The sequence below is a fragment of the Paraglaciecola chathamensis S18K6 genome (genome assembly GCA_000314955.1).
Lineage (GTDB): Bacteria > Pseudomonadota > Gammaproteobacteria > Enterobacterales > Alteromonadaceae > Paraglaciecola > Paraglaciecola chathamensis.
The window spans coordinates 142,568-166,830 of the sequence record BAEM01000042.1; the positions used below are offsets into that span (position 1 = coordinate 142,568).

The window sequence follows — 24,263 nt, forward strand, 5'->3', positions numbered from 1 at the left end:
GGAAGCGTTTTAATCGCGGAGCAGTCTTGAGGGCCTAATGGGCTAAGTCATAGGACTGGATCAAAGAGTAAAATACTGCCATGTCGACCCCTGCAAAAATATACAACAAAGGTCAACACGCCCTAGTTATTATCCATTAAGTAAGCTTAGAACTTGTCCTTGCTGCTGATTAGCTTGCGCCTGCACTGAAGTACTCGCTTGGCCTAGGATATTCGCAGCCGCACTATCCGCTGTAGCTTGTGCATAATCAGTATCTTGAATACGACTACGGGCCGCTGCAATATTCACATTAGACTGCGTAAGGTTACGCGCAGCGCTTTCAAACTGATTCTGCGTTGCTCCTAGGTCAGCTCTGGCTGCCCCTACAAATTCTGCAGCTTCATCGGCCACGGCCAGGGCTTCTTCTGCGCCTTGCGCGGTGGACAGATCAACATTTAATACGTCAGTTAAGCTAGCAGCTACATCTTGGGTAGCTACCCCAATTTTCTGCCCTGCATTTGCGCCTACTTGAAACTCAATGCTGTCATTATTCGTTAAAAGCGATTGCCCACCAAACTCAGTTTGCTCGATTGTTTGTGAGATGTTTTCTTGTAATTGCGTTACCTCGGCTTGAATTGCCTGGCGGTCAGAATCACTTAAAATGCCATTGCCGGCCTGAACCGATAATTCACGAATACGGCTCACATCATCGTTGATTCCCGACAAACCACCCTCAGCGACTTGGGTTAATGACACGCCATCATAAGCGTTAGCCACAGACTGACGATTACCTTCTACTTGAGTCGTTAGCCTATCAATAATTTGCTGCGCGGCTGCACCATCTGCGGCGCTGTTTACTTTCTTGCCTGATGCTAATTTTTCAAAGATTGATTCTTGTTTTTGCTGCACTTGTTGCAACAAAGATGAATTGGACTCTGTATTTAAATTAATCATATTTTTTCTCCTAGAGACCGTACCTCTACCATCTCTCAAAACCCTAGGTGAGCGTAGCAAAGTTCGGGTCAAAAAGTAAGCACACCAAAGTATGTTGTGTGATACGCCTTAGCAATATTCAATACTGTATGTGTCAATGGCTCAAGCTTACTCATATTTAGGCTTGTGCAAGGTTTCTGTCTTTTCTTCAGTTGCTTATGTAAGCTTTGTGTCAAATTATTAGCGGTAAAGCGGCCTGATTATTGCTTTTGCGAAAACAAAGCCTATAACTCTTCACTACCCAATCAACACTTTGTAGCATGAAGAAGTTTAGATTTAGGGTTACGCTTAAGTCATATGCCCGTAATCATCACAGTAACTGTAAAATTAAGTGAACCATGTTAAAAAATATTCGCCTGCATTTAGAAAAAGATGAAGAAAAACAAGCCTTACTTGATGACCAATTGGCAAAAAGTATTGTTAAAAACCGCAACGACAGCTTTAACGCATTTTTGCGGAACATCCCTTCACTTCTTCCTCTGATCAAAGATTCACAACTTTCTAATCTATCTTTATTCATGAATAAATGGGGCGAAACGAATATAGTTGATTATGGGATAGGCAGAACCTTTTACGGCTTTCATCCAAGCGAAGAGATACAGCAACAGGTTGCACAAACCCTGGACCATTGCCCCTGTGTTGATTTTACTGACACTAAAAAGAAAACAAATTTAGTTGAAAACTCGGAAGACCCGTTAGATTTTAAACAACTAAAAAGTTTTAAAACCGAGCAAGCCCTTTCCCCAATGCCAGACGAAGTGGAATGTCTTGTTGTATTAGGGTGTGGTCTTGGTTTGCATATTATTCAGTTGCTTGAAGCGAGAACGATTAAAAACCTGATAGTTTACGAACCTGAACTTCAGTATTTTCAGTGCTCAACGATGGCCGTATCTTGGGCGGATATCTTTGCGTTAGCCAAAGCAAAAGGCACGGCGCTATTTTTACAAATTGAGAAGGATGGACGAGATTTACTAACTGACATCAAGGAGTTAAGGGAACACATTTCGATCGACAGTTTCCATCTCTATAAACATTATAACCAAGAGGTGTTTGACTCGATATACCATGATATCTGTCATCGCAGCTGGGATGATATTAGCAATAGTGGCTTCGGTATTAGCCAACATAAAAGCCACTTAGAATTTGTGCCGTCTTGGGCACCTAAATTAGACTTTAATGCGCATAAAAATGTGTCCACTCAAAATAGTTTATTTGAACAAAACTTGTTGGCTTTCAAAAAGTATTTCCCAAATATTTATCAGCAATATAAAGATTATACACCGCAGATTTGGCTACCGATCCAAAACCAAAACCAAGAAATCAGTGTTGTAAAAAGTGTCGGGCTGCACCCGTGGTACGGCAGTTCACCAAAGCAAGATTGTGAATGGAACTTTGAAAATTTTAATGAACAACCGAACAAAGACGGTCTTGTGCTTGGCTATAAGGGAACCAAACTCGCTCATTACCTTCATTACCAGTTCGTCAATGAAACCCAAGAGTTGCTAAAAGAAGCAGAAGAAGACGTCGGTGAACTACCAGATACAATAGCCTCTATCATTATGTTTGGGTTGGGGGTTGGCTATCAGCTCGAAAAGCTACTGGACGAACATACGGTAGAAAAACTATTTGTGTGTGAGCCAAACCCTGACTTCTTTTACGCATCCTTATTCGCCATAGATTGGCAAACAATTTTCGAAAAAATAGAAGCCAGTGACACGCGAATTTACCTAAACGTAGGTGATGACGGTACGCACTTATTTAACGACTTATTAAATCAGTTTCACTCCATTGGCCCCTACATTTTAAATAATACCTACTTCTATCAAAGCTACTACAACGCCTCACTTAATAGCGCCATAGCGCAGCTTAGAGAACAACTACAAGTGGTTATCTCTATGGGGGAGTACTTCGATCACGCCTACTATGGGATCGAGCATATGAAAGAAGGGTTCAGGCGCGATTACCCGGTATTAATGAATAACCCGTCGCAATACCTAAACTATAAGGATAAAGAAGTACCTGTGTTTATCATAGGGAATGGCCCGTCTTTAGATATGTCGATCGAAGCCATTAAAGAATGGCGCGAGCAAGTGATAGTTATTAGCTGCGGCACTGCCCTTCAAGCCTTGTATAAAAACGGTATCACGCCAGATTTCCATGCCGAAATAGAACAAAATCGCAGCACCTATGATTGGCCTGTGCTAATTGGTGATTTGGGCTATTTAAAAGAAATAACGCTTATTTCCTGTAACGGGATTCACCCAGATACCTGCGAACTATACAAAGATGTACTCGTTGCATTTAAAGAAGGTGAATCATCAACAGTTTCAGCCCTTAGCGTATTAGGTAAACAGCACTTTGAAGTGCTTCAGCAATCCTTCCCCACTGTTAGTAATTTCGTTACCAATATTATTAGCGTTCTGGGCTTTAACCATATTTACCTGATGGGAGTTGATTTAGGCTTTGTTGATGTAAACCATCATCACTCGAAGTCTTCTGGCTATTACCAAGAAGATGGCAAAGAAACCTACGACTACTCGACCGCTAATATCACCTCTCTCGTTGTTCCTGGTAATTTTAGGCCTAGGGTAAATACTAAGCATGAGTTTAAAGTATCACGGCAGATCATTGAGCAAGTCACCCACCGAAAGCCGAAGGAACAAACGTTCTACAATTGTAGCGACGGGGCGAGAATCAAAGGAACAACCCCACTTGAGATCGATAATCTACTCATCATGGCGAGCAATGGTGAGCGCGACCAAGCGTTAGCGAGTTTAAAAAACAAGGCGTTTTCAACCAAACACAGTACACACTTTATTGAAAAATACGAAAAGCAGTTTTCACATGATTTACTGCTTGAAGAAATGCAGCAGTTGCAGAACTTAGTCGAACAGGAAATTTCGGCACCTGAAGATATTAGTAACTTAATTAATAGTCAGAAGGAGTTGTTGTTTGACTCATATCAGTCGGGCCGCTCACTGCTGTTTTATTACATGTATGGGACTGTGAATTATGCGAATGCTGTGTTTACAAAACTTTCTAACTCAAACCCAGAAAACGTCTCTGCTAATGGCCTTGCAATAGAATCCATAAGTAAATGGCTAGTCACACTTAAAAATATTAAAATATTTCTTGCAAATAAATATAACTTACAAAACTATGATTCTTCCGCCTTTAATGTTCATATAAGAGAAGAGGCTTTTTTATCTGATAAAATAAAAAACCGCTCTATGTTACTTGTTTCTAAAAATGAAAAGTTTAGAAAATATGCGGCTTGGGTTTTAGAAAACTACTTTCCGTTTATTAAGGATATCAAGATAACGGATAAAATAACCAAGGCTATATCGGCAATACCGTTTGATTATGTTCTCTATCATGAATATGAAAAAGAACATTTAGTGAATGGGATCAGCTGCACGTTGTGCATCATTGACTCTAATGATGTTTCTATTATAGAACAAGCGCATGATATAAGTTACTTTACGATTCCAAAAATAAAAAGCTTAAGCGTGATCAACAACTTACCCTCCACAGTGTACATGGCAATCCGCGCCTGTGTAAGCATACAAAAGCCATCTTTTATCATACCTAAGCTAACAGCCTCGGATAGATCAATATTTAATGATAACCTTGTCTACACAATTCCTCAGGGCTACTTTTCTTACGACTACCAGCACTTTTTATGTATTTTTCACAATAAAAACGTTGAAGTTTTAGCTAATAACACTGGTACTAGAGGTCGAGTAATATTGGATAATATAAAAATGAAAAATATATTACTCAATGTCAAAACGCAAATAGAGCTTGAAAGCTTAATTGAGACTCAAAGAAGAGTATTAAATAACACTACCTCTCTAAACCAATAAATCGTATGACTAAAAATACGATTTCATTTCAAATGGTAAAATAAAAGAGCATAGCATGAAAAATATTCTTATTTATGGAACATCAAATAAGGCGCTCCGTGAGTTGCCGGCGATATTAATGTCATACACCTTAATAGGTTTTGTAGACAGCGACATCCAAAAACAACGTAGAAAACTATTTGGATTACCTATCTATCATTTCAATGACATACAGAATCTCGATTTTGAACTAATTATAATTTGTAGCGAATTTTCTTTAGAAATAGAACAAACTTTAAAGTCGTTGGGCATCACTAATTTTATAAATTCAGACGACATTTCCAATGTACAAGAAAATGCTGCGGAGATAGAAGATTATCGGCAGAAATTACGAGAAAAGGTAGTAAATATAATTCCGAAAATACCGCTTTCAACAAAACATATTGAAAATTGCCAAATGTTAACTGATCGGAAAAAGTTGCTTGAGCTTTTACCAAAAAATGGGATGGTCGCAGAACTTGGTGTCGCTGCGGGCTGTTTTTCTTCAGACATACTTAATTATAATAAGCCCAAGCAGTTGCACCTTATCGACATTTGGGGCTCCGATAGATATAACGAAGGTTTGTTAGATAATATTAAAAAGATATTTGTTCAAGAAATTTCGTCAAAAAAAGTACTTATACATCGAAAACTCTCTCATCACGCCGCTTTAGATTTCCCAGATGAATTTTTTGATTGGGTTTATATTGATACCACTCACAGCTATGCACAAACAAAATTAGAACTCGAACTGTACGCTCCAAAAATAAAGTCTGGAGGGATCATAGCTGGACATGATTACATTATGGGAAACTGGGGGAAATCCTTTAAATATGGCGTGATTGAGGCAGTTCATGAGTTTTGCGCTACACATAATTACGAATTTAAATATCTGACTATGGACTTGTCAGAGAACCAGAGTTTTGCCATAAAAAAAATAGGGAAGTAGCTAAATGTTTTCTACTTTGATTCTTCTAATATATTCACTAGAGTTTTAACAATGTAGTTTTGCTGTTCGTCTTCTAGTCCTACCCATAAAGGGAGACGAATAAGTTGCTTAGAACGAGAATTAGTAACAGACATATCGGTTGCAACTCGTCCAAATTTTTTACCCGCAGGAGATGAGTGTAAAGGAACGTAATGGAACACTGCATTAATTCCACGCTCAAACAAAGCCTTAAGCACATAATTCCGTTCAAATTGCTCAGCTAGAACTACATAATACATATGGGCATTGTGTTGGCAATAATCTGGAATAGTGGGACGAATGATTAATTTATTTATTTCAGCAGCCCTAAGAAGTGCATGATATTTCAGCCAGCTCTCCATTCTACTGTCTTGGATGAATTTAGAATTTTCTAATTGAGCCCACAAAAACGCAGCAGTTAGTTCGCCGGGTAAAAATGAAGACCCTTTCTCGCGCCACGTATATTTATCAACCTCTCCGCGAAAAAAGCGACTTCTATCCGTTCCTTTCTCTCTAATCATTTCTGCCATTAACAAAAGTTCATCTTGATTAATTAAAAGCGCTCCCCCTTCTCCAGATATCAAATTTTTAGTTTCATGAAAACTATAGGCTCCTAATGTGCCTATCGTTCCAAGCGCTTGGCCTTTATACGTCGATGATATGCCTTGCGCCGCATCTTCAACGACAGCTATTCCGTATTTTTTCGCAATATCGTTAATTACATCCATGTTGCAACTCACCCCAGCGTAATGCACAGGGACAATAGCTTTTGTTTTAGCGGTAATAGCACTCTCGAGCAATTTTTCGTTCAAATTCAAAGTATCAGGGCGAATATCAACAAAAACAGGGATCGCCCCCCTAATAACAAATGCATTGGCTGTTGAAACAAAAGTATATGAAGGCATAATCACCTCATCACCTGAGCTAATGCCAAGCAGCAATGCCGACATTTCTAAAGCAGCGGTACACGAGTGAGTGAGTAAAGCGCTTTTACAGCCCGTATATTCTTCGAGCCAAAGATGGCATTTATCTGTAAATGGACCATCACCTGCTAACTTACAGTTAGCATGACTTTCAGCAATATAGGCCAGCTCTTTACCGGTCATGTATGGTTTATTGAAAGGAATCATGAAGAAACCTCCTGCGCTAAACCAAATCCTGTTCGACCGTAATCATTACCGTTGTACAACATATAACGCTGGCCCTTGTGTTGAAAAACATATGGGTATGCAACCATCTCCGAATCCCATCCATCATTTGACACCTCCAACACCGGACCTTTAGCTCGGTCCCAGTGGATCCCATCATATGACTGCGCATAACCAATTCGATAACTTAAATCGACACTACGATAAGAAAACCACATTTTCCATATTCCTTTATCGAATATTACTGAAGGACGAGATATCGCTATTTCATTGTGATCTAAATAGTCAATCGCAATAACTCCCTGCCTATCCCAATTAATTCCATCCTTAGATTCAGCATATTTAATATGATATCGATGCTCAGGCTTGCCATTGGATTGCATAAACCATTCTGTACAGGATAAATACCACATTCTCCACTTATTAGCGTTTTTCAATACACAACAACTCGCGCAAAAGTGCGGTTCAAAAGGTGTTCTATCTACAATTGGGCCGGGCGAATAACGTTTAAAACCTTCTTTATTAGAGTTAATAGACAAACCGATAGAGTTACGAAATGGAACGCTAGAGCCTAAATTCCAACCAATATAATAAAAGTACTTATTCCCCTCATGATGGGTAATCCAACTCCCCATAGCCCCACTATCATCAAACTCTCCGAGTGCACCTGGAGACAAAACGATCGTTGAAGGTTGTTCAATAATGGCATTAGGGGAATTGATATTCATCACAACACTAGTTGTAACACTTCTATGTTTAGCGTCTCTGGTACTGAAATAGATTCTAAATAAATCCCCTTCAATAAGTTCAGCAATCGGTACCGAGGCATGGGTAGTAGCCCAATCATATTCAGAACTTGGAGTGTAAACTCTGCCTATTTTAAGCCATTCATTAGCAGATTTCATATGCTTCGAATTGCAGAACTTTTTGCTTTAGACGGAACACCTCTTGACCCTTTGTATACACTTTGCGCCTCAGTACTATTCAACAACAGAACGCCGGCGCCGATTATACTCCGAGCACCTACCGTAATATGGTCTCTCAAGGTGGCATTGACACCAATAAAACACTGCTCTTCGATCTTAACTCCACCTGACACAACTATTTGAGACGCTAAGAAACAATGACGATCAATCGTCGAGTGATGACCAATATGATTACCACTCCAAAGCGTCACATTATCTTCAATTTTAACAAACGGTTGAATAGTGTTGTCTTCCAAAATGAAACAATTTCTACCTATACATCCATCATTCAAAACAGTCGCGTGAGAACTGACATAACTGACTAATTCATAGCCCCTAGCAAGTGCCTCTTCAAACTTATTTTTTCTAATTTGATTTAGTTTCGAATAGCTAAGCGCGATAAATAAAGAATATTTTGAAGTGGGATATTTAGTTTCCAATGTTTCAAAAGGAACTACAGGCAATGAACAAAATGTGTCTTCTTCAAGAAACTGTTCATCAACAGTAAAAGCAGCAATCTCATAATTAGAATCATTTGTAAAATAATAATGTGCTAGCTGCGCTATCTCACCTGTGCCAAAAATTATAAGGTTTTTCTTCATGTTACTTCCTCACAATTATTGTAAATTCATACAGCTCATAGTCATGCAGTAGAGCAACATTTCGAGAGTAGTTATTTTTACAATATTCGAAAAAAAAGCACGGATTGGCATAGTACAAGTGTGCTTTCATTTTAGGTGCATCCGAAAACGTAGTTAAGCAATTAAATGCAAACCCTTTTTTGCTATATTGGTTAATATTATCCAAGGTTGTAATGATATGCTCTCGCCACTTAGCACTAGAATTTGTTTGCCTAACATTAAAAATACCGCTGGCAACCGTAAAATCGACATTTTCAAGAAGAGCTGAAGATTCAATAAATTTGGCAGTTGCTGGATCCCCGTGTAGTTTCCTAGCAGAGTTCAACATATTAGAAGAAATATCATAGCCGTAATATTTAACCCCCTTGAAGTTCTCTTTTAGATAAGTATTTAATGCTCCATAACCACAACCTAAATCAGCAATAGAGAAAGCGGTTTGCCCAGACATTAACTTTGAGAGTTGTTCAAACCTCAGAAGTTGACTTTCAGAACCATTCCAATCTACACCTAATGGTGACTCACCATGCAAAGCTATCTTTTCATCATAATAGGTGACGATCTCATTTAGCTCTTTCTTAATAACTGACGCTATTTTATCCTGACCAACATCGACTGAGTCGTTAGTTTTTCTCATTATTTCTTTATCCACAAGCCTTCTCCCCACGCAGGAAAACAGCGATCGTCTTCATAAAGTTCATGATATATTGTGAAGTGTCGGAAAAACCCCCTATCAGTCAGTAGTGCTTCAATCTCATGCTCTAACGCACCACCTTTATAATTTTCAATTAGATTAACTTCACAAATTACCGCATTTACCTGCTCCAATAGAAGTGTCGCACCTTCTAGAGCCATTAGCTCAGCACCTTGAATATCAAGACAGAGCAGACTGTTGTTCAGTTCAATTGCTAAATCGTTAGCCAGTTCATCCAATGTTGATGTTTCAACCTGAACTTTTCTACTTGAATTAAAAACAGGCACTATTTCACCGAGTCGTTTCAACTCGAGCAAGCTCGAAGATTCTACGCTTCCTTTTTCAGTCTGATGAATAGTGAATTCAGCAACGCCTTTAACATTACTAATCGCTCTATGTATAATGCTAACCTGTGGCACATTTTCAAAATCCACACGGAGTCTAGCGACCAAATCTGGGTTTGCCTCAATAAGGCATACCCTATTAAATCCGTATTTCAAATAAAAAGGGACCTCCTCTCCAGTGTGTGCTCCAACATGGATTACAACTTTGGCTTTACTGTCTGAAAAATTTTTAGGCAAACCTACAGTCAACTGTTGCAACATCAAAGTAACTGACTGCTCATGATCATCCGGCAATATTACTGAATTCATCTAGGGCGTACCTACATTTACTGAAATTGGCTTACCATAACCGTCTTTTTTGAGATCAGAATCAATGATGATTGGCATGATTATCCAACGGCCGTCATCTTTAGACCAATCTAGCTCACACTCAGGATCGATTGCTTCAACACCATGCTTTATCCCAGGAGACATAACGATTAAATCCCCCTTATTTGTCATACCATCTAAATAGACTTTGCCAGTTTCACTTGTATTTATATATAAACCGCCTGAGCGATAATCTTTATTAGGGACACTTGCTTGAATAATTGTTTGAATCTTGGCATAAGGACTAACAGGATCAATATGCTCTTTCTGCCCCCCCCCCCTCGAGGGTATTGATGTACTAATACCCTTGCAATTGGACCTGTGGACGGTATGTTATTCAAAAAATCCATATCAATGTTATTAGAATCGACCAACACAGATTTCATATTGAAGATATTTGAGAAAAAATTAAATAAGCTGTGGTTGCCATTCCACCGATGAAAATAATAAGCGTGTTGAATAGATTGCACATGAGCCTTAGGATAATTATTGTGCAGTCTATGGTAATCTGGACAATCATCGACGCATGGGTACCAAGCTGGCTCAATTTCGTTTGAAAATTCGAGACAAATTTGTTTAATTTTGTCAATTTCTCGAACACTGTAATAACCTTTTACAATGTATATATTTTCATTAATATCTTTGATGAATTGCGCTGAATTGACCAAGTTATTAAATTCTGGCTTATTCACCAGATGTATTTTTATCATACTACACCCCCTCTTAAACCTAGAGGTTCTGTCACATTATTTTTTGATAAGTAATTTGAAGAGGTTGGTCCACAATTAAATAACAAGTCTAAAATCGAGACCTCTGAGACAAACGCTCCCCAGAGCTGGGGATAACTAATATAACCACTATAGTCAAACCAAGTCACCGATATATTGCTTGCTTGAAATAATTCAGTATCCATATAGTTTTTAGCTGACGGGCCAGAGATATATTCGTTCGCACCGCTTTGTTGGCAAATACTCACTAAGCGCTCAGATTTTCCCTCTACCAATTGATAATCCATTGAATGCGTGATTTTTGTATTAATATTAAGATACTGACATACTTTCGCCAAGAAGCTAAAGTTCATGTGTGATAAAGAGGTGTAGGTGTTATCACAATACAAGGGCGACAATAATTCTAAAACCTCATCGAAATACTGCGAGCTCTTATAAAATTGTTGAAGTGTTTTGAAATGAGTTTGTTGCCAGTCATGTCCATCGAGCAAAGTATCTTTTATCTTTTGCTCAAATTTCCCCTTCACTTGCACTGGGACGGTAAGCCATTTTACTCCTTGCGAGGTTTTTATTTTATTTCGATTACGCCAATCGCGCCGAGTATATTGCATGTCATCATATAATATAAACTCATCAACGGAATTAATTAAATCGAAATATCCTCTCCAAGGAATATAGTTTGATTGTGAAATAGCCACTTTTTTCATCTCTAATATATATCCATTTAGTTGATCCACTCTGATAGCGATTCTAACAAGCGTTGTTCGCCAAAGTACTTACGGACCAGTTTCATATTTTGACACTTAACGTCATTGTCTAAAGGAGAAATATCGATATGAGCACTATTATAAACTTGAATACCAAACCCTGAGAAATATTGATGAATGTTAGAGCATTCATTAATAAATACTTTTTTACCCATACCTACTAAATAAAGAGAGTTACTAAATCCCTGTTGTCTTTTGGCATCAAAAATAGCGTAATCCATAGTCGCTAAAAACTTCTGGTATTCATTAAAGTCCCAAAAATCCATTAATGGTACAAATCGGCTGCCAAATATTTTTTTACCAATTCTAGAGACCTCTTCCGCGTTAGTTCTGCTACCATAAGAAAGAGGACAAAATACTTTAATTTTATTATTATTAAGTTGCGCTAAAGATTCGAATACTTGCTTATGGTTATTATTTATAGCAGCTGAATTTCCAACTTGAACATTTATAAATTGTGTTGAGTTTCCTTCGATTTCCACATCATAAAAAACGTTACTCAGATAGCTAATACAATTAACATGTTGCCCGCTTGCATTGTAATTCTGCCTTACATATTCTACGTCACCAGTATTAGCAGTAACCAAAAAACCTACACCTTGAATGACGGCTTTACGCGCTTCACTATGTTTCGCAGGGAAATAAAAATCCCCTCCCCACAATACCCAATAACATTTACCTAATATCTCTTTGTTTTTAACTAGCAAAGCATCAACTTTGTCTCTCCAAAGCCCATGTAAAATGACTTTTTTACTTTGATATATATAACTTTCAAGTAATTGGATATCGTTGTCAGTATGTAGAAACTCGGCTTCATGTGTAGGTGTAAGTCCGAATAAATACTTCTCACTAGTCACAAAAACAAACTTATGATCATCCACATTAAAACGAGCTCTAATAAAATCGATAAAAGGAACCATAAATTTATCAAGGACCATTATGTGCAGAACCATCAGATAAATAGTATCCAATCTAAGTTACTACCGCAGTAAATAGAAAGATTCAAAATAGATAATTCCTACTAGTATTAAAAGCGCTATTTTCGACAAAAATAAACCAATTCATTGTCAAACATACCATATTTATAAAGCTCTCCATCTGAAAATTTTTTCACGAAAGAATCTTCGACTACTTTAAATCCTTCGTTTTCCAACTTACTTTTGTAGTCTCTGCCGTACCACCGAACATGATCATGCTGACCAAAAGCTTTGGTTCTTCCTTCGGGTGTATTGATGGAGAAGTCTTCATAAGTTGTTTCTAATCTGTAGTCGATTGGGACCTGAAGAATTGCGCAACCACTGGTCTTCAAAACTCTACGAAGCTCTCGCATTGCTAAGCCGTCGTCTGGAATGTGTTCAAGCACATGATTACACATTATGAAATCGAAGAAGTTATCTTCAAATGGAATATTAGTGATGTCTGCATGACTTACAACTTTGCCTTTAAGTTTATCAAATTTCTCTTCGTCAAGATCACATGGAAAATACTCAACATATTGTAAGTCGGAGAAACGCTCGTAGAATATTTTCTCTGGAGCAAAGTGAAGTAATTTTTTAGGAGCATCACCATCAAAAATAGTAGTTTTTTCGTTCATATATAGCCATAACAGCCTATGACGTTCTAAAGACCCACAATTACCACATTGAGCGTTTTCTCTTTTGTTTAAGCCAAAAGGATTAAATATTTGAAAACTAGCGCAACATATTGGGCAAAAAACACCACTAAAGTCATCTTTCATCTAAGCTCCTTACTAGTTAAGTACTTGCTTAATTCTTAACACTCAAATACCAATAACCTACTTAGAACTCGATAACCTTATCTAAGAGTGTTGAAGATATTACAGACAATTCATCTTTCATCGACTTTTGATGTTTGTCAGTTGCCAGTATTAGGGCATCAACATTTTCTAATTCATTTCTTGTTATCGCCTGAATTGGTAAAATGTTTACACCTAAAAGTAGGCTATCGTTAAATATTGTCTTTGAGTCAATTATTTTAGTGATACTCATTCGTTGATTTAAATGCAGTATTAATAATTTTGCATAATCATTAGCGCCCCAAATCATAACGTCTTTAACACCATTTTTTTTACAAAATAGTTCTATCTTGCGTAATCGCTTTTTTAGTCGAAAGACCTGACTTATAAACGTAAATAATAGCTTAAGCGTTGAATATGGTTTGGCTAGCAATAGTCTCAGACATAGTTGGTTAAAAAAAACAGGTAGAATCCCAGACGATAATGTTGCCTTTCTCAAAACAACTCGGCGGAAAAAATAAAGAGCAGATTCACTGCCAAAGTATTGGTGCATTTGGCTATAAAACCAAAGTGAATACTTCCAACCTAAACAATCCGCTACACTATCGTCAGAATCCTTACAACGAATAGTTAACGATTGGTCAATAAATCGAAAGCTTCGGGTTAATACGCCTACCTTCATCGCAAAATCCCAATCTTGATGGCCCGAAAACCTTTCATCGAATAGACAAAGTCTAGCTAATTTAACTGGAACGCAGATGGTACTAGATTGGATACCACCAACATTGTTGATGACAAAGGAATAATGTGCCACTGACTGAGTTTTTCTTTTAGGCGTTTTAGGTAAAGCTTCAGCCAAGATCCCATTGCTACTATTACGGTATTGATGATGTATTAAAAAATACTCGTCGCTGATTTTCGTTTTTATGCAATTGAATACCAACTCAAGTTTATTAGGTAACCAATAATCATCTGAATCTAAAAAACAAATATATTGCCCACTAGCGGCATGAATACCCGTATTTCTAGCTGCTGCGCCGTTTTTATTGATTTTATGTCGCAACAACTTAAATCTTGTGTCTTCGAAGCTATCCACTAGGTGTTGAATTTGCGCAGCTATTGCCGGAGTCGAACCATCATCAATAATCAACACTTCATAATTTTGCATAGTTTGAGATAACACAGATTCAAGCGCACTTCTTAAGGCTTTTTCACGATTAAAAACAGGTATGATTATGCTAAATAACAACATTTTATTTAATGGCAACAGCTATTGTAAAACATCCATCTGTTCCGGCTACTACACTTCCTGCTACGGGATCATGTTGAGCATACAGTTGTATTTGCTGAAACCCAGCGTTTTGTAACAAATCAGTTAATTCGTCGTTGGTATAATGCTTTAAGTGGTATTCAAATTTATCAGGATCAAAGGGCATCACGTCTTGATTAGGCGTAGAGCAAATTAAATGACCACCTGGCTTTAACACTTTAAAAAATATCTCCAGTAGTTGCTGATCAAAATTCACATGCTCTATGGTTTCAAACGACACTACGGCATCTTGCGAATTAGCGCTAATGTCTAATAACTTTGCGTCTTGACATATAAACTGGGTATGGTCATTACTAAAATGCTGTTTGGCGTGAGCTATTGCGGCTTGTTCAATGTCTACGCCTGTTAGTCGTGCTTTGGTTTTATTGGCTAACAACAAAGTGCCATAACCAATGCCACAAGCTAAATCCAATATTTTGTTTTGCCGTGTTAGTTTCCCAATTTGTTGGCAAGCAAACTCGTAACGATTTAAATGGTCGGGACGTATTTGATCATATTGGGTGGAAATTTGCCTTTCACCTCGGTTCATGGTTTTTTTGGCAATTGCGTTCACAACTGGGCCATCGCTGGTAACTTGCAACTCACAAAAACCTGCCCGCTCTAGCAGTAAAGTTAAACGAGCAGCGTTGTAGCCAGATTTATACACATTTTGTAAACTTGGCTGATAAATGTCGTCTCTAGGGTTAGCATTTTCTTGGCCTCCCCATAATCCTGCGAAGGCAATACGTGCATTTGATTCAGCATTTAACAGTTGATTATTATCCCAACTAGCTTTTTGCCATAACTCTATAAAATAATCGGTATTAGGCACCTTTAGTAAAATACTGCCGCCAATACTCAACGCATCAAACCAAGTCAACATGGCTAAATCGGCTTCCATACTGCTCAAGTAAGGCAATACGTTATTCACTTCTAAGCAATCAATAGTATTTTTGTCGCTAAATTGTTCCCACGCGTTGGCTAACAGTGTTTGGCGGTTTTCAGTTTGTAACCAATATTGCAGCTCATCTCGCACTAGCTGGTAATTTTTCACTCTAGGTTCTCCGACTCTTGCGAATTGTTTTCTGTTGTTGCTTTGTACTCGGCACGAGTCGCTAGTTTATACTCAAGCAATTCTGGCTCTAGAAAACTAAATTGTTTTAACTTTGCAGCATCAAAACGTTTGTCTATAACCTTAAATTGGCGATAGCAGATTGCAGCTAACAATTTATTAATTTGATTGAGGTGTTTTTTAAGCAAACATTCGCCCTCTATTTTCACTGGCTTGCCTAATAGTGCCGCTTCGTACAAAACAGAGGTGTTTATGCCATGCACTAGTTTTGATGACATGATTAAACTGCGGCTATCATCTTCTGAAAAAACGCCATGTTTTAAGCTATATGAGGACTTCATCCGGTCTTTGGGATGCGCCTTAAAAATAATTTTTTCACTCGAATATTTATCTTCAATAAAATCAATAAACGCCTGCATGCCTGAAGTAAAACGAGAGTGATTAAGAATATTCGTATCATTAGGAACTTGTAAGGGCACAAAAATATAATCTGAATCGGCATAAGGTGCGACAGCTAAATCAAACGAACTACGAACCATTTCAAGTGCCGTAAACTGCTCAGAGCCAACCCAGCTTAAATCATCTATTTGCAATTGGCTTTGGTTATTCACGCCTTTTTTATCCAAATAAAAAAACTGATGCTGCGGGAAAAACCCACATTCTGCAAAAGTGAGTTTTTGGGATAACTTTTTCGCTTGGGATAAAACCGGGACAAAGGCTGGCAAAGAGCCGTTCCAAACTATTATTCCTTTGGCATTTCTTAAGTATTCATCAGTTAATTTCTCTAGAGGATGAAACATGTCCACTCTGAAACCCTTTAGGTTCAAAAATTTGAAAAAATTGACTAAATATTTAGGAATATTGATATCACTGTATAAGTCCACATAAACAATGTAATCCTGCGCGCTCCCCAAAGTTCTCAAAGCCTTAGGTGCACATTGCATCACATCTAAGAAAACGCTATTCCCTTCACATCTAGACACCAACCTACTGACCATTTCTAGCTGAAAAGAGCCTGTACCTAATAGAATATGTGATGCATTGATAAGGCTTATACCGTCATCAATTCGTTGCTCAATATCAACAGCTAATGTCATCTTTTCTGGCACAAGAATATATTCCGGCAGCCTTATCTTCATTTCAATAAGTTGGCGCAATAACTCATCCACATAAGCCCCGCCGCCAACTAGGATGTAATGATAATGATTTAGGTCTGCTAAATCACATTGCGTTCTTTTAGCCGCCGCTTCAAGGGCGCTTGCTTTATTTAACATACTGACTATTCTGACTCAAAATACGACAGAACATTACCCACCGCATCATCCATATTGTAATACTTATAATCAGCTAATCGCCCAGCACTGATAATGTTTTTAAAATATGCCAAGCGCTTTTTATATTGATCAAATTTTTGTTGATTATCCTGATTAAAAATCGGGTAATAAGGCACGTTTTTTGTGGGATCATTCCGGTCATAATATTGGGGGTATTCTTTTACAATCACAGTTTGATCTGATCCTTGTTTAAGAATATGTTTAAACTCGGTGATCCGCGTATAAGCGTGTTCGTTGGGGTAATTGACTGTGGTATTAGGTTGAAACTCTGGTGTATCCAAGGTTTGAAAATCAAACTGTAGTGATCTGTAGGGTAATTCGCCATCAGAGTAGTCAAATAATTGATCTAACATGCCAGTAAAAACCAATTTACCATTGAATTCTTGCCCCTTAAATTCCACTGATTTAGTTGCATCAATTAAGCGAATTAAACTAGTTGCGTCGGTATTTAGTCGCACCTCTATATTGTCATGATTTAATATATTGGCGATAAGCTGAGTATAACCCTGACTAGGAATAGCTTGATATTTATCATGAAAATAGCGGTCATCTCGGGAGATGACAATCGGTACTCTGGCAGTGACCTCAGGTGAAATATCTTCAGGTGAACAACCCCATTGCTTAGTCGTATAATTTACAAAAAATTTTTCATAAACTAATTCTGCTAGTTGTTGCAGTGTCGTATAGGGGCTTTTTCTTAGCTCTAGAATGGGTACTTTGCCCCCAGCCCCATAATGTTCAATTAACAAGCTTTCGATTTCCTGAGCTTGAACATTTGGAAAGAGTTGATGCAAAGTATTCAAATTAAACGGGATGGGCACCAATTTACCATCAATAGAGCCCAATACTTTATGCTCGTATGGCGTCCATTTGGCAAACTGACTCAGATATTGCCACACATGCTCTTTATTGGTGTGAAACAAATGAGGCCCATAATGATGTACAGTAATACCCGAGTCATCGGTGTAGTCATAACAATTACCGGCAATATGAGGTCGCTGTTCTAACACTAAAACCTTTTTATTTTGCTGGCTGGCAAAACGTTCGGCCATTACCGCACCAGAAAAACCAGCGCCAACAACTATGACATCAAAATCAGACATTTAAGCAGCTTCACTTAACAGCAGTTTTAGTTGCTCAGCATCATGTCTACTTTCAAACACTGCGCGATGTTTGTCATTAAAAAAACAATCTTTTTTAGAGGCTAGTTCTATGTATTTAATAAAGAGCTCGTTCGCTCCTCTGGTCAGAAAATATAATGCTGCAGCAAATCTATGATGAGCAATACCTGCATCGATGATTGTTTGACTAACACCAAACTGCGCAGCTTGTTGGCAGGCTAATTCAATATCCATCAATGATTGTTCGCGTCTGGCATAAGAACGGCTGGTTTGCTGGCCAAAACTGTTTTCATGGATCCGATAACGGCCTAACACTTCTGGGATAAAATCAACATTTGCTGATAAATAACCAGCGTTATTAATATAAAAAGCATAATCAAAAATAATTTTACAATCGGGCGAAACTGTAGTGATAAGGTTTGAATGATTTTTAAACATCACGCTACTGGCTTGCATGTAGGTGCCGTATTTAATCATATGCTCAATTGTTGAACGTGCTGGAATATATGACCAATTATAAAACTCTTTCGAATATAGTTTAATTGTTCTGTCTGTAACCGAATCAAACATATCGGATTCGTGATAGACCATATGACAATCGTTGTGTGTATCTAAATAATCCACTTGGCGCTGTAATTTAGAAGGCAACGCAATATCATCTCCATCTATATAGGCAATATATTTGCCTTTAGCCGCTGCAAGCAAGGTGCGCATGTTAGCCGCTAAGCCTTGGTTTTCAGGCTTGTATATAGCGTTTAGTTTGTTTGGAAACAATGTTTCAAGGGTTGCTATAAGCGCCGGAGTCTTGTCTGTAGATGCGTCGTCACAAACAATGACTTCAAAATCAAAATCGGTCTCTTGTTCAAGCACTGACAGTAAACATTCAGCAATAAAACTTTGCAAATTATATGCAGGAACAAGAACTGAAAGTTTCATACAGGCTATACCTTAAACGTCTATTCACTAAATTAGTTTTTAATATTTATACTTATCTTATCGGCCTTTTTAAGCGAAACTTAACTAAGCAGTACTGCCCGCATCCACCGTCATCACAGCCCCGGTGATGGCGCTAGCTTTTTCACTTAACAAGAAGCTCACCATAGCAGCAGCGTCTTCTACACTGGCTAGTTTGCCTAATGGGCTTCTGCGTTGTATCGAAGCAAGCTTCTCACCCTGTAAATCGCCGGTCATGTCAGTTTGCATATAACCGGGTGCCACACAATTCACGGTAATGCCTGCTTTTCCCACTTCTCTGGCGAGCGATTTACTAAAACCCTCTAACGCGGCTTTACTAGCAGCATAAACACTCAAACCATTGAAGCCCGTTTTGGCGATGATCGAAGATATGTTTACAATGCGGCCTTTTTTATTTAGCAGCATAGAGCGTAGCAAGTACTTACTTAACAACATGGGAGACTGCACATTCAACCGCATTAAACTGTCAATTTCCCCATTTGGCATAGTGGCCAATACGCCATCATGCCCCGCCGCCGCATTGTTTACCAAACCGTATGGACGACCAAACTCTTTCACTATGCTTTTACACACTGCAGGTATAGCGTCCAGTTCTGCCAAGTCGGCCTGGATAAAGTGGCAAAGCTCAGGAAATGAGGCTACTAAATCTTGCAGTTCAGTACTATACGTGCGAGCGACGGCAACCACTGCCATTCCAGAGTTAAGAATATCTCGGCAAATGGCTAAGCCTAGTCCCCTGCTCGCCCCTGTTACCACAACGTAGTTAGACATGATCATCGCTCCTGTTTAGTTTGCCTGTTGGGCTCATCACTAAACTGTCAATTTTGCGCAATTTTACAGGAATTTCAAAGCGTTGCAGAAATAATTTGCACTGAGAGCGAATAGTTTGGCTGATATTCACCCACTCAAGATTAGGTTCAATAACGATATCAGCCACCACAAGATTACCTAGCACGCTATTGGGCTGCCCATACACTTTTGCCTGAGACACACCTTCAACCGACAAAATGACTGATTCGACTTTTTCTGGCGGTACTTTATTTCCACCCACATTGATAACCCCGCTTGCCCGGCCAAGAAAGATCACTCTATCCCCCTCTAAGCGCACGATGTCCTGCGTATCAAGATACCCTTTGTCATCGATAAGTGTATCAAGTTGCGCATCTAGCTCATGCTTGGGTTTTATGCGTAAGTGTTGTTTTTCATCTACGGCTAACTGTGCGTTGCTTACACCTTGCTGTAACCAACTAGCAGGAAATCCGGCTAATTGATCTTTTACTACAAACCCAACTCCCGCTTCAGTAGAGGCGTATATATGAGCAATGCTGGCGGTGGGATGTAACTTAGCTAATTTGTCTAATAGGGGTTGATCAACAATTTCGCCACCAAGCGTAATGCGTTGCAAAGGTACATTGTGTAAGTGGTTACTCATCAGCATTTGCCGCCACATACTCGGCGTAGCCGAAATAGCATTAACGTTAGTGTTGACCCAGCATTGTATTTTTAACAGCAAATCATCGCTATCGTCATCTACCAGTGTCGCGCCACTGATAAGCACTTGCAGCAAAACCTGCAAACCAGCATATCTGTATGCTTGATAGAGGTTTGCCCAACATAAGTCCCCAAGCGTGAGCGATGCCTTACTGTTACGGGTAAGTGAAGCCAGCGTATGGGCAAACCACTTAGGTTTGCCCGTAGTACCTGATGTGGCTAAATACCATTGCGTCACTACATTTGAGCATTGGCTATCTGTTGTCACCCGCCCGCTTAGTCGCTCTTGCTTTTGGTCTTCATCAATAGAGCTTTGAACTACAGACTCAGTATTTGGGCTTTTCGTTGCAGAAGCATCTGCTAGATCGATAGTAATACGCGTGATACTTGCATCAAGGTCTTTAGCCAACACGGCTGAGCATAAATAGAGGCGACTGCAGTGACCATCAAAAGCCAGCATGCCTACAACGAAAGAAGCTGCGTTGGTGTAAATCAATGCTGCAGGTTGTTTGCTAAGGTGTGAATAGGTTTGGCGATACGCGTTCGCGTAGACCATCAATTGGTGAACAGTATAGGTTTCAACTGCGCCAACGATATTGGCGTTCGCACCATGCTCGCCGAGCAGTCCAACAAGATTATTCATTACTGACTCTGTTGCTCTAACCCTTTAGCATATACGGCAACAAACTCAGCAAATGTAGCAGGATATACCGTTATCGCTAACTCCGTGAAAGGATCAATACCTAGTTCTTCTTCCAACTGAGCAACCAACATCGCATACCCCAAAGAATCAAGCCCTGATTGAAGCAATAAGGTATCAGATTTAATTGGTTCGATTAGCTGACAGTCGCTTAGCTCGGCAACATCATGCATCGCCCGTTTAACGGTTTGTTCTATATTCACACTGTTTCCTTGCTCAAAAATGTCACTTGCTGACACCCTCTTTGAATGGGTTTTGGTAATTTGGCTAGCACCTTTTCTCTGTGCGCTTGCCACTTTCGCATTGCATAATAAAAAAAATGAATTTTGTATTCTGATACAGCGGTTTGGTCTGTGCGGTGACGCAGACCACCCGCTTCAATTTTTATTCGTTCGTAATCAAATAGCTTATGCAGTTTTAAAGCCGATGTGTTAAAGGACAATACTTGGGCTTCTAGCGCTTCACAACCTACGTGTTGCAATGCGTATTCTAGTGCAGCCCATTCGAGAATAAGCCCACTACCAGGCGCACAATTCACCTCACCTAAGTAGCACCCCCACTGCATTGTAGCCTGCTGAGTATCACTAAAATTTAGCACACCAACCGGGCGTAAGTGCTGGCGGTAAATCCAGCATTCACGGTTGACATCTTGCAACAAAGCCTCGAACCAATGCTCATGCTCATCCCAAGTGATTAGCTTGTCGTAGTGCATATTTTCTCGCACTCTATCGCTATTTCGCCACTGCCAAACAGTCAATAAATGCGATGCATCAATAGGTATAAAATCATGTTCTACGGCAACTCTATTCATCGATGCTTGCCTCAGGGGAGTGATTGGGTGATTCCGGATAAAGCGCAGTGTAAATATGCTCCAATCCGTTTTGCTGACGAACATCTTTTGCTTTGCTATGCATGTTTTGAAGTTGCTCTGGTTGGTGCCACAGCGCCAATGTTTTTTGCAGTAACTGTTCAAGAAGCTGCTCTTTTGCTTCCCTAACAGCGTCCTTTTGCGGTTGTCGCAACTGAGCAAGAGCAAGAGCAATAGCATGACTAACATAGCACCACCCTTGCGTACTTGCTTGCTCACTCGCAAACAACTGATTCTCAGCCGAAACCACCAATATTGATGGCGCAGCACAATGCAGTAACTCAAACTGACTCCCACCCGCCGCAGAAACAGCCAAACGCCCCTGCTGGTAAACTTCGGCCATCTTGTGGCAGTCATGAATATGCTCAATCGAGAGACGGCTAACGTTTAAAAACCTTTCTAGCTCATCTAATTGTTGATAACCACTCCCGGTGATTACAGTAATTGGCAACCGAATAGCCGAAGCCTCAAAGTGCTGCAACAAAGGTAATGTGAGTTCACTGGGGTCACTGCCGCCGAAAGTTATAATTAACCTCGTTCGCATTTCAAACGGTATCTCTGTGACTTGATAAAACTCTCGTCGCAATACGCGATACTTAGCCCCAGTGCAATGCAGCGCATTGGGCAAAAGCCTATCATAGGCCAAGCTATCCGCTCCATTTGCCCAATTAATAACCATAGCCAATTTGCTATCTTGGCGCTTTGCATCCAAAAGCTGACCATCATCAAACATCGCAAGTCTACACCCCTTCAAATCCAGAAATCTTCGATAATCAAAATCGAATTGATAACCGTCTAGAATAAGCCAATTTGCTTGCTCATCACTACATAGTTGCTTTAATTCCTGTTGTTCGTTCGCCGCGGTGCGACTTGAAAGTAAGTATATTTCCCCTACCCAATCATCACGCTTTTGGCAATGCTCTAAACTCGTATTACTAAGAGCGAATATCACTCGTACTTGGCATTTAACTAGCCCTTGCGCTAACGCGAGACAGCGCATAAGGTGCCCTAAGCCAATATCAACACTCGCTTCGACTCGAATAACAACACATCGCATAGGGTTAGGAATAATCGACATGAGTCCAATTTAACGCTGTTCCTTTGGGGATATCTTGCTTAGCGTGCTTACCCTGCACCGCTTGCCAGTACTTAGGGGCTAGGCCAAATGCGGGGCGAACCACTCGAAGGTTTTGCTCAGTGAATAACTCTCCGGCTTGTATATTTTCGCAGGCATAAATTGAGCGCCTATACTGCTTTGACTCTTGCTCAACGTCACTCCCTCCGTACTTGACCTCACCAAGCGCTTGCCATGCCCGTTCGGTTTCATCCACCAGCATTTTAAACTCAGCAGGCTCTAAGGAAAAGGCTGCATCAACCCCACCGGCTTGCCTATCCAGCACGAAGTGTTTTTCGATAACATTCGCACCTAATGCTACCGATGCGACCGATACACCAACCCCAGCAGTGTGATCAGACAACCCCACTTGACAATTAAATGCTTCACGAAGATGAGGAAGAGTGAATAAATTTGTATTTGAAGGTTGCGCCGGATAAGTGCTCGTACATTTAAGTAAAATAATGTCTTGGCAACCCGCAGATTTAGCTGTATTTACAGCTAACTCAATTTCGCTCAAGGATGCCATCCCTGTAGACATAATCAGGGGTTTACCCATCGATGCGGCTTTAGTTATCAGCGGAATATCTGTCAACTCAAACGACGCTATTTTGTAGCAAGGCACGTCTAATTCAGCGAGAAAATCAACAGCCGAGGCATCAAAAGGCGAGCTAAATGCCAGCATGCCTTGCGCCTTTGCTCGTTCGAATAACACACTGTGCCATTCGTATGGAGTGGCCGCTTTAGCATATAACCCATGTAATGAAGCGCCATGCCATAAATTGTTCTTTTCCTGAATAACGAAGTCAGCTGAATTAACGTCTAAAGTCATGCTATCAGCGGTAAACGTCTGAAGTTTAATTGCATGAGCACCCGCCGCCGCCGCAGCATCCACCATGGCAAGCGCCAAATCAATCTGCTGATTATGATTACCGCTAAGCTCTGCAATAATAAAAGGAGGATGCTCAGCTCCTACAGCTGTATTTCCAATGAATATAGTGTGGTGTTTATCTATCGACATAAATTCGTTCTTAGCTTGTGATTCGT

Annotated in this window: 24 protein-coding genes; 2 read left to right on the forward strand and 22 right to left on the reverse strand. The window is 39.6% G+C overall.

Translation table 11 applies throughout. The features are described from left to right. Positions 1-129: 129 nt before the first annotated feature. Positions 130-933, reverse strand: a complete 804-nt coding sequence (locus GCHA_RS15800) for a flagellin N-terminal helical domain-containing protein (protein ID WP_007989994.1) — start codon at positions 931-933, stop codon at positions 130-132. Between the two features lie 377 nt (positions 934-1,310). Here GCHA_RS15800 and GCHA_RS15805 point away from each other — a divergent pair, with 377 nt between their 5' ends. Together GCHA_RS15805 and GCHA_RS23230 are read left to right on the forward strand one after the other, a co-directional pair. Then, positions 1,311-4,838, forward strand: a complete 3,528-nt coding sequence (locus tag GCHA_RS15805) for a 6-hydroxymethylpterin diphosphokinase MptE-like protein (protein ID WP_007989996.1) — start codon at positions 1,311-1,313, stop codon at positions 4,836-4,838. 55 nt (positions 4,839-4,893) lie between these two features. Next, positions 4,894-5,805: a class I SAM-dependent methyltransferase gene (locus tag GCHA_RS23230; protein ID WP_007989998.1), complete on the forward strand. Its 912-nt coding sequence runs from the start codon at positions 4,894-4,896 to the stop codon at positions 5,803-5,805. Between the two features lie 11 nt (positions 5,806-5,816). On the opposite strand, the gene rffA is transcribed toward GCHA_RS23230, so the two are convergent. The 21 genes from rffA to pseI form a co-directional block, all read right to left on the reverse strand. Continuing rightward, entirely contained in the window at positions 5,817-6,953 is a 1,137-nt protein-coding gene (gene rffA / locus GCHA_RS15815) for a dTDP-4-amino-4,6-dideoxygalactose transaminase (RefSeq protein ID WP_007990000.1), read from the reverse strand. Beyond that, on the reverse strand, positions 6,950-7,876 hold the full coding sequence (locus tag GCHA_RS15820) for a glycoside hydrolase family protein (RefSeq protein ID WP_007990003.1): 927 nt from the start codon (positions 7,874-7,876) through the stop codon (positions 6,950-6,952). The genes rffA and GCHA_RS15820 overlap by 4 nt, the downstream gene beginning before the upstream one ends. Continuing rightward, a complete protein-coding gene (locus GCHA_RS15825) occupies positions 7,873-8,538 on the reverse strand; it encodes an acetyltransferase (RefSeq protein WP_007990005.1) in 666 nt (221 codons plus the stop codon). The genes GCHA_RS15820 and GCHA_RS15825 overlap by 4 nt, the downstream gene beginning before the upstream one ends. A 1-nt stretch (position 8,539) precedes the next feature. Beyond that, positions 8,540-9,226, reverse strand: a complete 687-nt coding sequence (locus tag GCHA_RS15830) for a class I SAM-dependent methyltransferase (protein WP_229816467.1) — start codon at positions 9,224-9,226, stop codon at positions 8,540-8,542. Further along, the gene (locus tag GCHA_RS15835) at positions 9,211-9,921 is read right to left on the reverse strand and encodes an FkbM family methyltransferase (RefSeq protein WP_007990008.1); all 711 of its coding nucleotides are present in this window, start codon (positions 9,919-9,921) and stop codon (positions 9,211-9,213) included. Before GCHA_RS15835 ends, GCHA_RS15830 begins: the two co-directional genes overlap by 16 nt. Further along, positions 9,922-10,113: a hypothetical protein gene (locus GCHA_RS22920; RefSeq protein WP_153810716.1), complete on the reverse strand. Its 192-nt coding sequence runs from the start codon at positions 10,111-10,113 to the stop codon at positions 9,922-9,924. It lies immediately after the preceding gene. Between the two features lie 35 nt (positions 10,114-10,148). Next, the gene (locus GCHA_RS15840; protein WP_007990011.1) at positions 10,149-10,691 is read right to left on the reverse strand and encodes a hypothetical protein; all 543 of its coding nucleotides are present in this window, start codon (positions 10,689-10,691) and stop codon (positions 10,149-10,151) included. After that, the gene (locus GCHA_RS15845) at positions 10,688-11,416 is read right to left on the reverse strand and encodes a WbqC family protein (RefSeq protein WP_007990014.1); all 729 of its coding nucleotides are present in this window, start codon (positions 11,414-11,416) and stop codon (positions 10,688-10,690) included. The genes GCHA_RS15840 and GCHA_RS15845 overlap by 4 nt, the downstream gene beginning before the upstream one ends. A gap of 17 nt (positions 11,417-11,433) precedes the next feature. Then, positions 11,434-12,414, reverse strand: coding sequence for a TDP-N-acetylfucosamine:lipid II N-acetylfucosaminyltransferase family protein (locus GCHA_RS15850; RefSeq protein ID WP_007990015.1), 981 nt, complete (start codon positions 12,412-12,414; stop codon positions 11,434-11,436). 98 nt (positions 12,415-12,512) lie between these two features. Then, positions 12,513-13,214, reverse strand: a complete 702-nt coding sequence (locus tag GCHA_RS15855) for a class I SAM-dependent methyltransferase (RefSeq protein ID WP_007990018.1) — start codon at positions 13,212-13,214, stop codon at positions 12,513-12,515. 61 nt (positions 13,215-13,275) lie between these two features. After that, a complete protein-coding gene (locus tag GCHA_RS15860) occupies positions 13,276-14,484 on the reverse strand; it encodes a glycosyltransferase family 2 protein (protein WP_007990020.1) in 1,209 nt (402 codons plus the stop codon). A gap of 1 nt (position 14,485) precedes the next feature. Beyond that, entirely contained in the window at positions 14,486-15,595 is a 1,110-nt protein-coding gene (locus GCHA_RS15865) for a class I SAM-dependent methyltransferase (protein WP_007990022.1), read from the reverse strand. Beyond that, positions 15,592-16,887: a capsular polysaccharide export protein, LipB/KpsS family gene (locus GCHA_RS15870; protein ID WP_007990024.1), complete on the reverse strand. Its 1,296-nt coding sequence runs from the start codon at positions 16,885-16,887 to the stop codon at positions 15,592-15,594. Before GCHA_RS15870 ends, GCHA_RS15865 begins: the two co-directional genes overlap by 4 nt. Before the next feature lie 5 nt (positions 16,888-16,892). Then, positions 16,893-18,050, reverse strand: a complete 1,158-nt coding sequence (gene glf / locus GCHA_RS15875; RefSeq protein ID WP_007990025.1) for a UDP-galactopyranose mutase — start codon at positions 18,048-18,050, stop codon at positions 16,893-16,895. Beyond that, positions 18,051-19,004 (reverse strand): glycosyltransferase family 2 protein, encoded by a 954-nt coding sequence (locus tag GCHA_RS15880; RefSeq protein WP_007990027.1) that lies wholly within the window; start codon positions 19,002-19,004, stop codon positions 18,051-18,053. It abuts the gene before it with no gap. Positions 19,005-19,088: 84 nt separating this feature from the next. After that, positions 19,089-19,814, reverse strand: coding sequence for an SDR family NAD(P)-dependent oxidoreductase (locus tag GCHA_RS15885; RefSeq protein ID WP_007990029.1), 726 nt, complete (start codon positions 19,812-19,814; stop codon positions 19,089-19,091). After that, positions 19,807-21,177, reverse strand: a complete 1,371-nt coding sequence (locus tag GCHA_RS15890) for an AMP-binding protein (protein ID WP_007990031.1) — start codon at positions 21,175-21,177, stop codon at positions 19,807-19,809. The genes GCHA_RS15885 and GCHA_RS15890 overlap by 8 nt, the downstream gene beginning before the upstream one ends. Next, the gene (locus tag GCHA_RS15895; RefSeq protein WP_007990032.1) at positions 21,177-21,437 is read right to left on the reverse strand and encodes an acyl carrier protein; all 261 of its coding nucleotides are present in this window, start codon (positions 21,435-21,437) and stop codon (positions 21,177-21,179) included. The genes GCHA_RS15890 and GCHA_RS15895 overlap by 1 nt, the downstream gene beginning before the upstream one ends. After that, on the reverse strand, positions 21,434-22,045 hold the full coding sequence (pseH, locus tag GCHA_RS15900) for a UDP-4-amino-4,6-dideoxy-N-acetyl-beta-L-altrosamine N-acetyltransferase (protein WP_007990034.1): 612 nt from the start codon (positions 22,043-22,045) through the stop codon (positions 21,434-21,436). The genes GCHA_RS15895 and pseH overlap by 4 nt, the downstream gene beginning before the upstream one ends. After that, positions 22,038-23,180 (reverse strand): UDP-2,4-diacetamido-2,4,6-trideoxy-beta-L-altropyranose hydrolase, encoded by a 1,143-nt coding sequence (pseG, locus tag GCHA_RS15905; RefSeq protein ID WP_052018002.1) that lies wholly within the window; start codon positions 23,178-23,180, stop codon positions 22,038-22,040. The genes pseH and pseG overlap by 8 nt, the downstream gene beginning before the upstream one ends. Continuing rightward, a complete protein-coding gene (gene pseI, locus GCHA_RS15910; RefSeq protein WP_007990039.1) occupies positions 23,164-24,237 on the reverse strand; it encodes a pseudaminic acid synthase in 1,074 nt (357 codons plus the stop codon). The genes pseG and pseI overlap by 17 nt, the downstream gene beginning before the upstream one ends. Positions 24,238-24,263 lie beyond the last annotated feature (26 nt).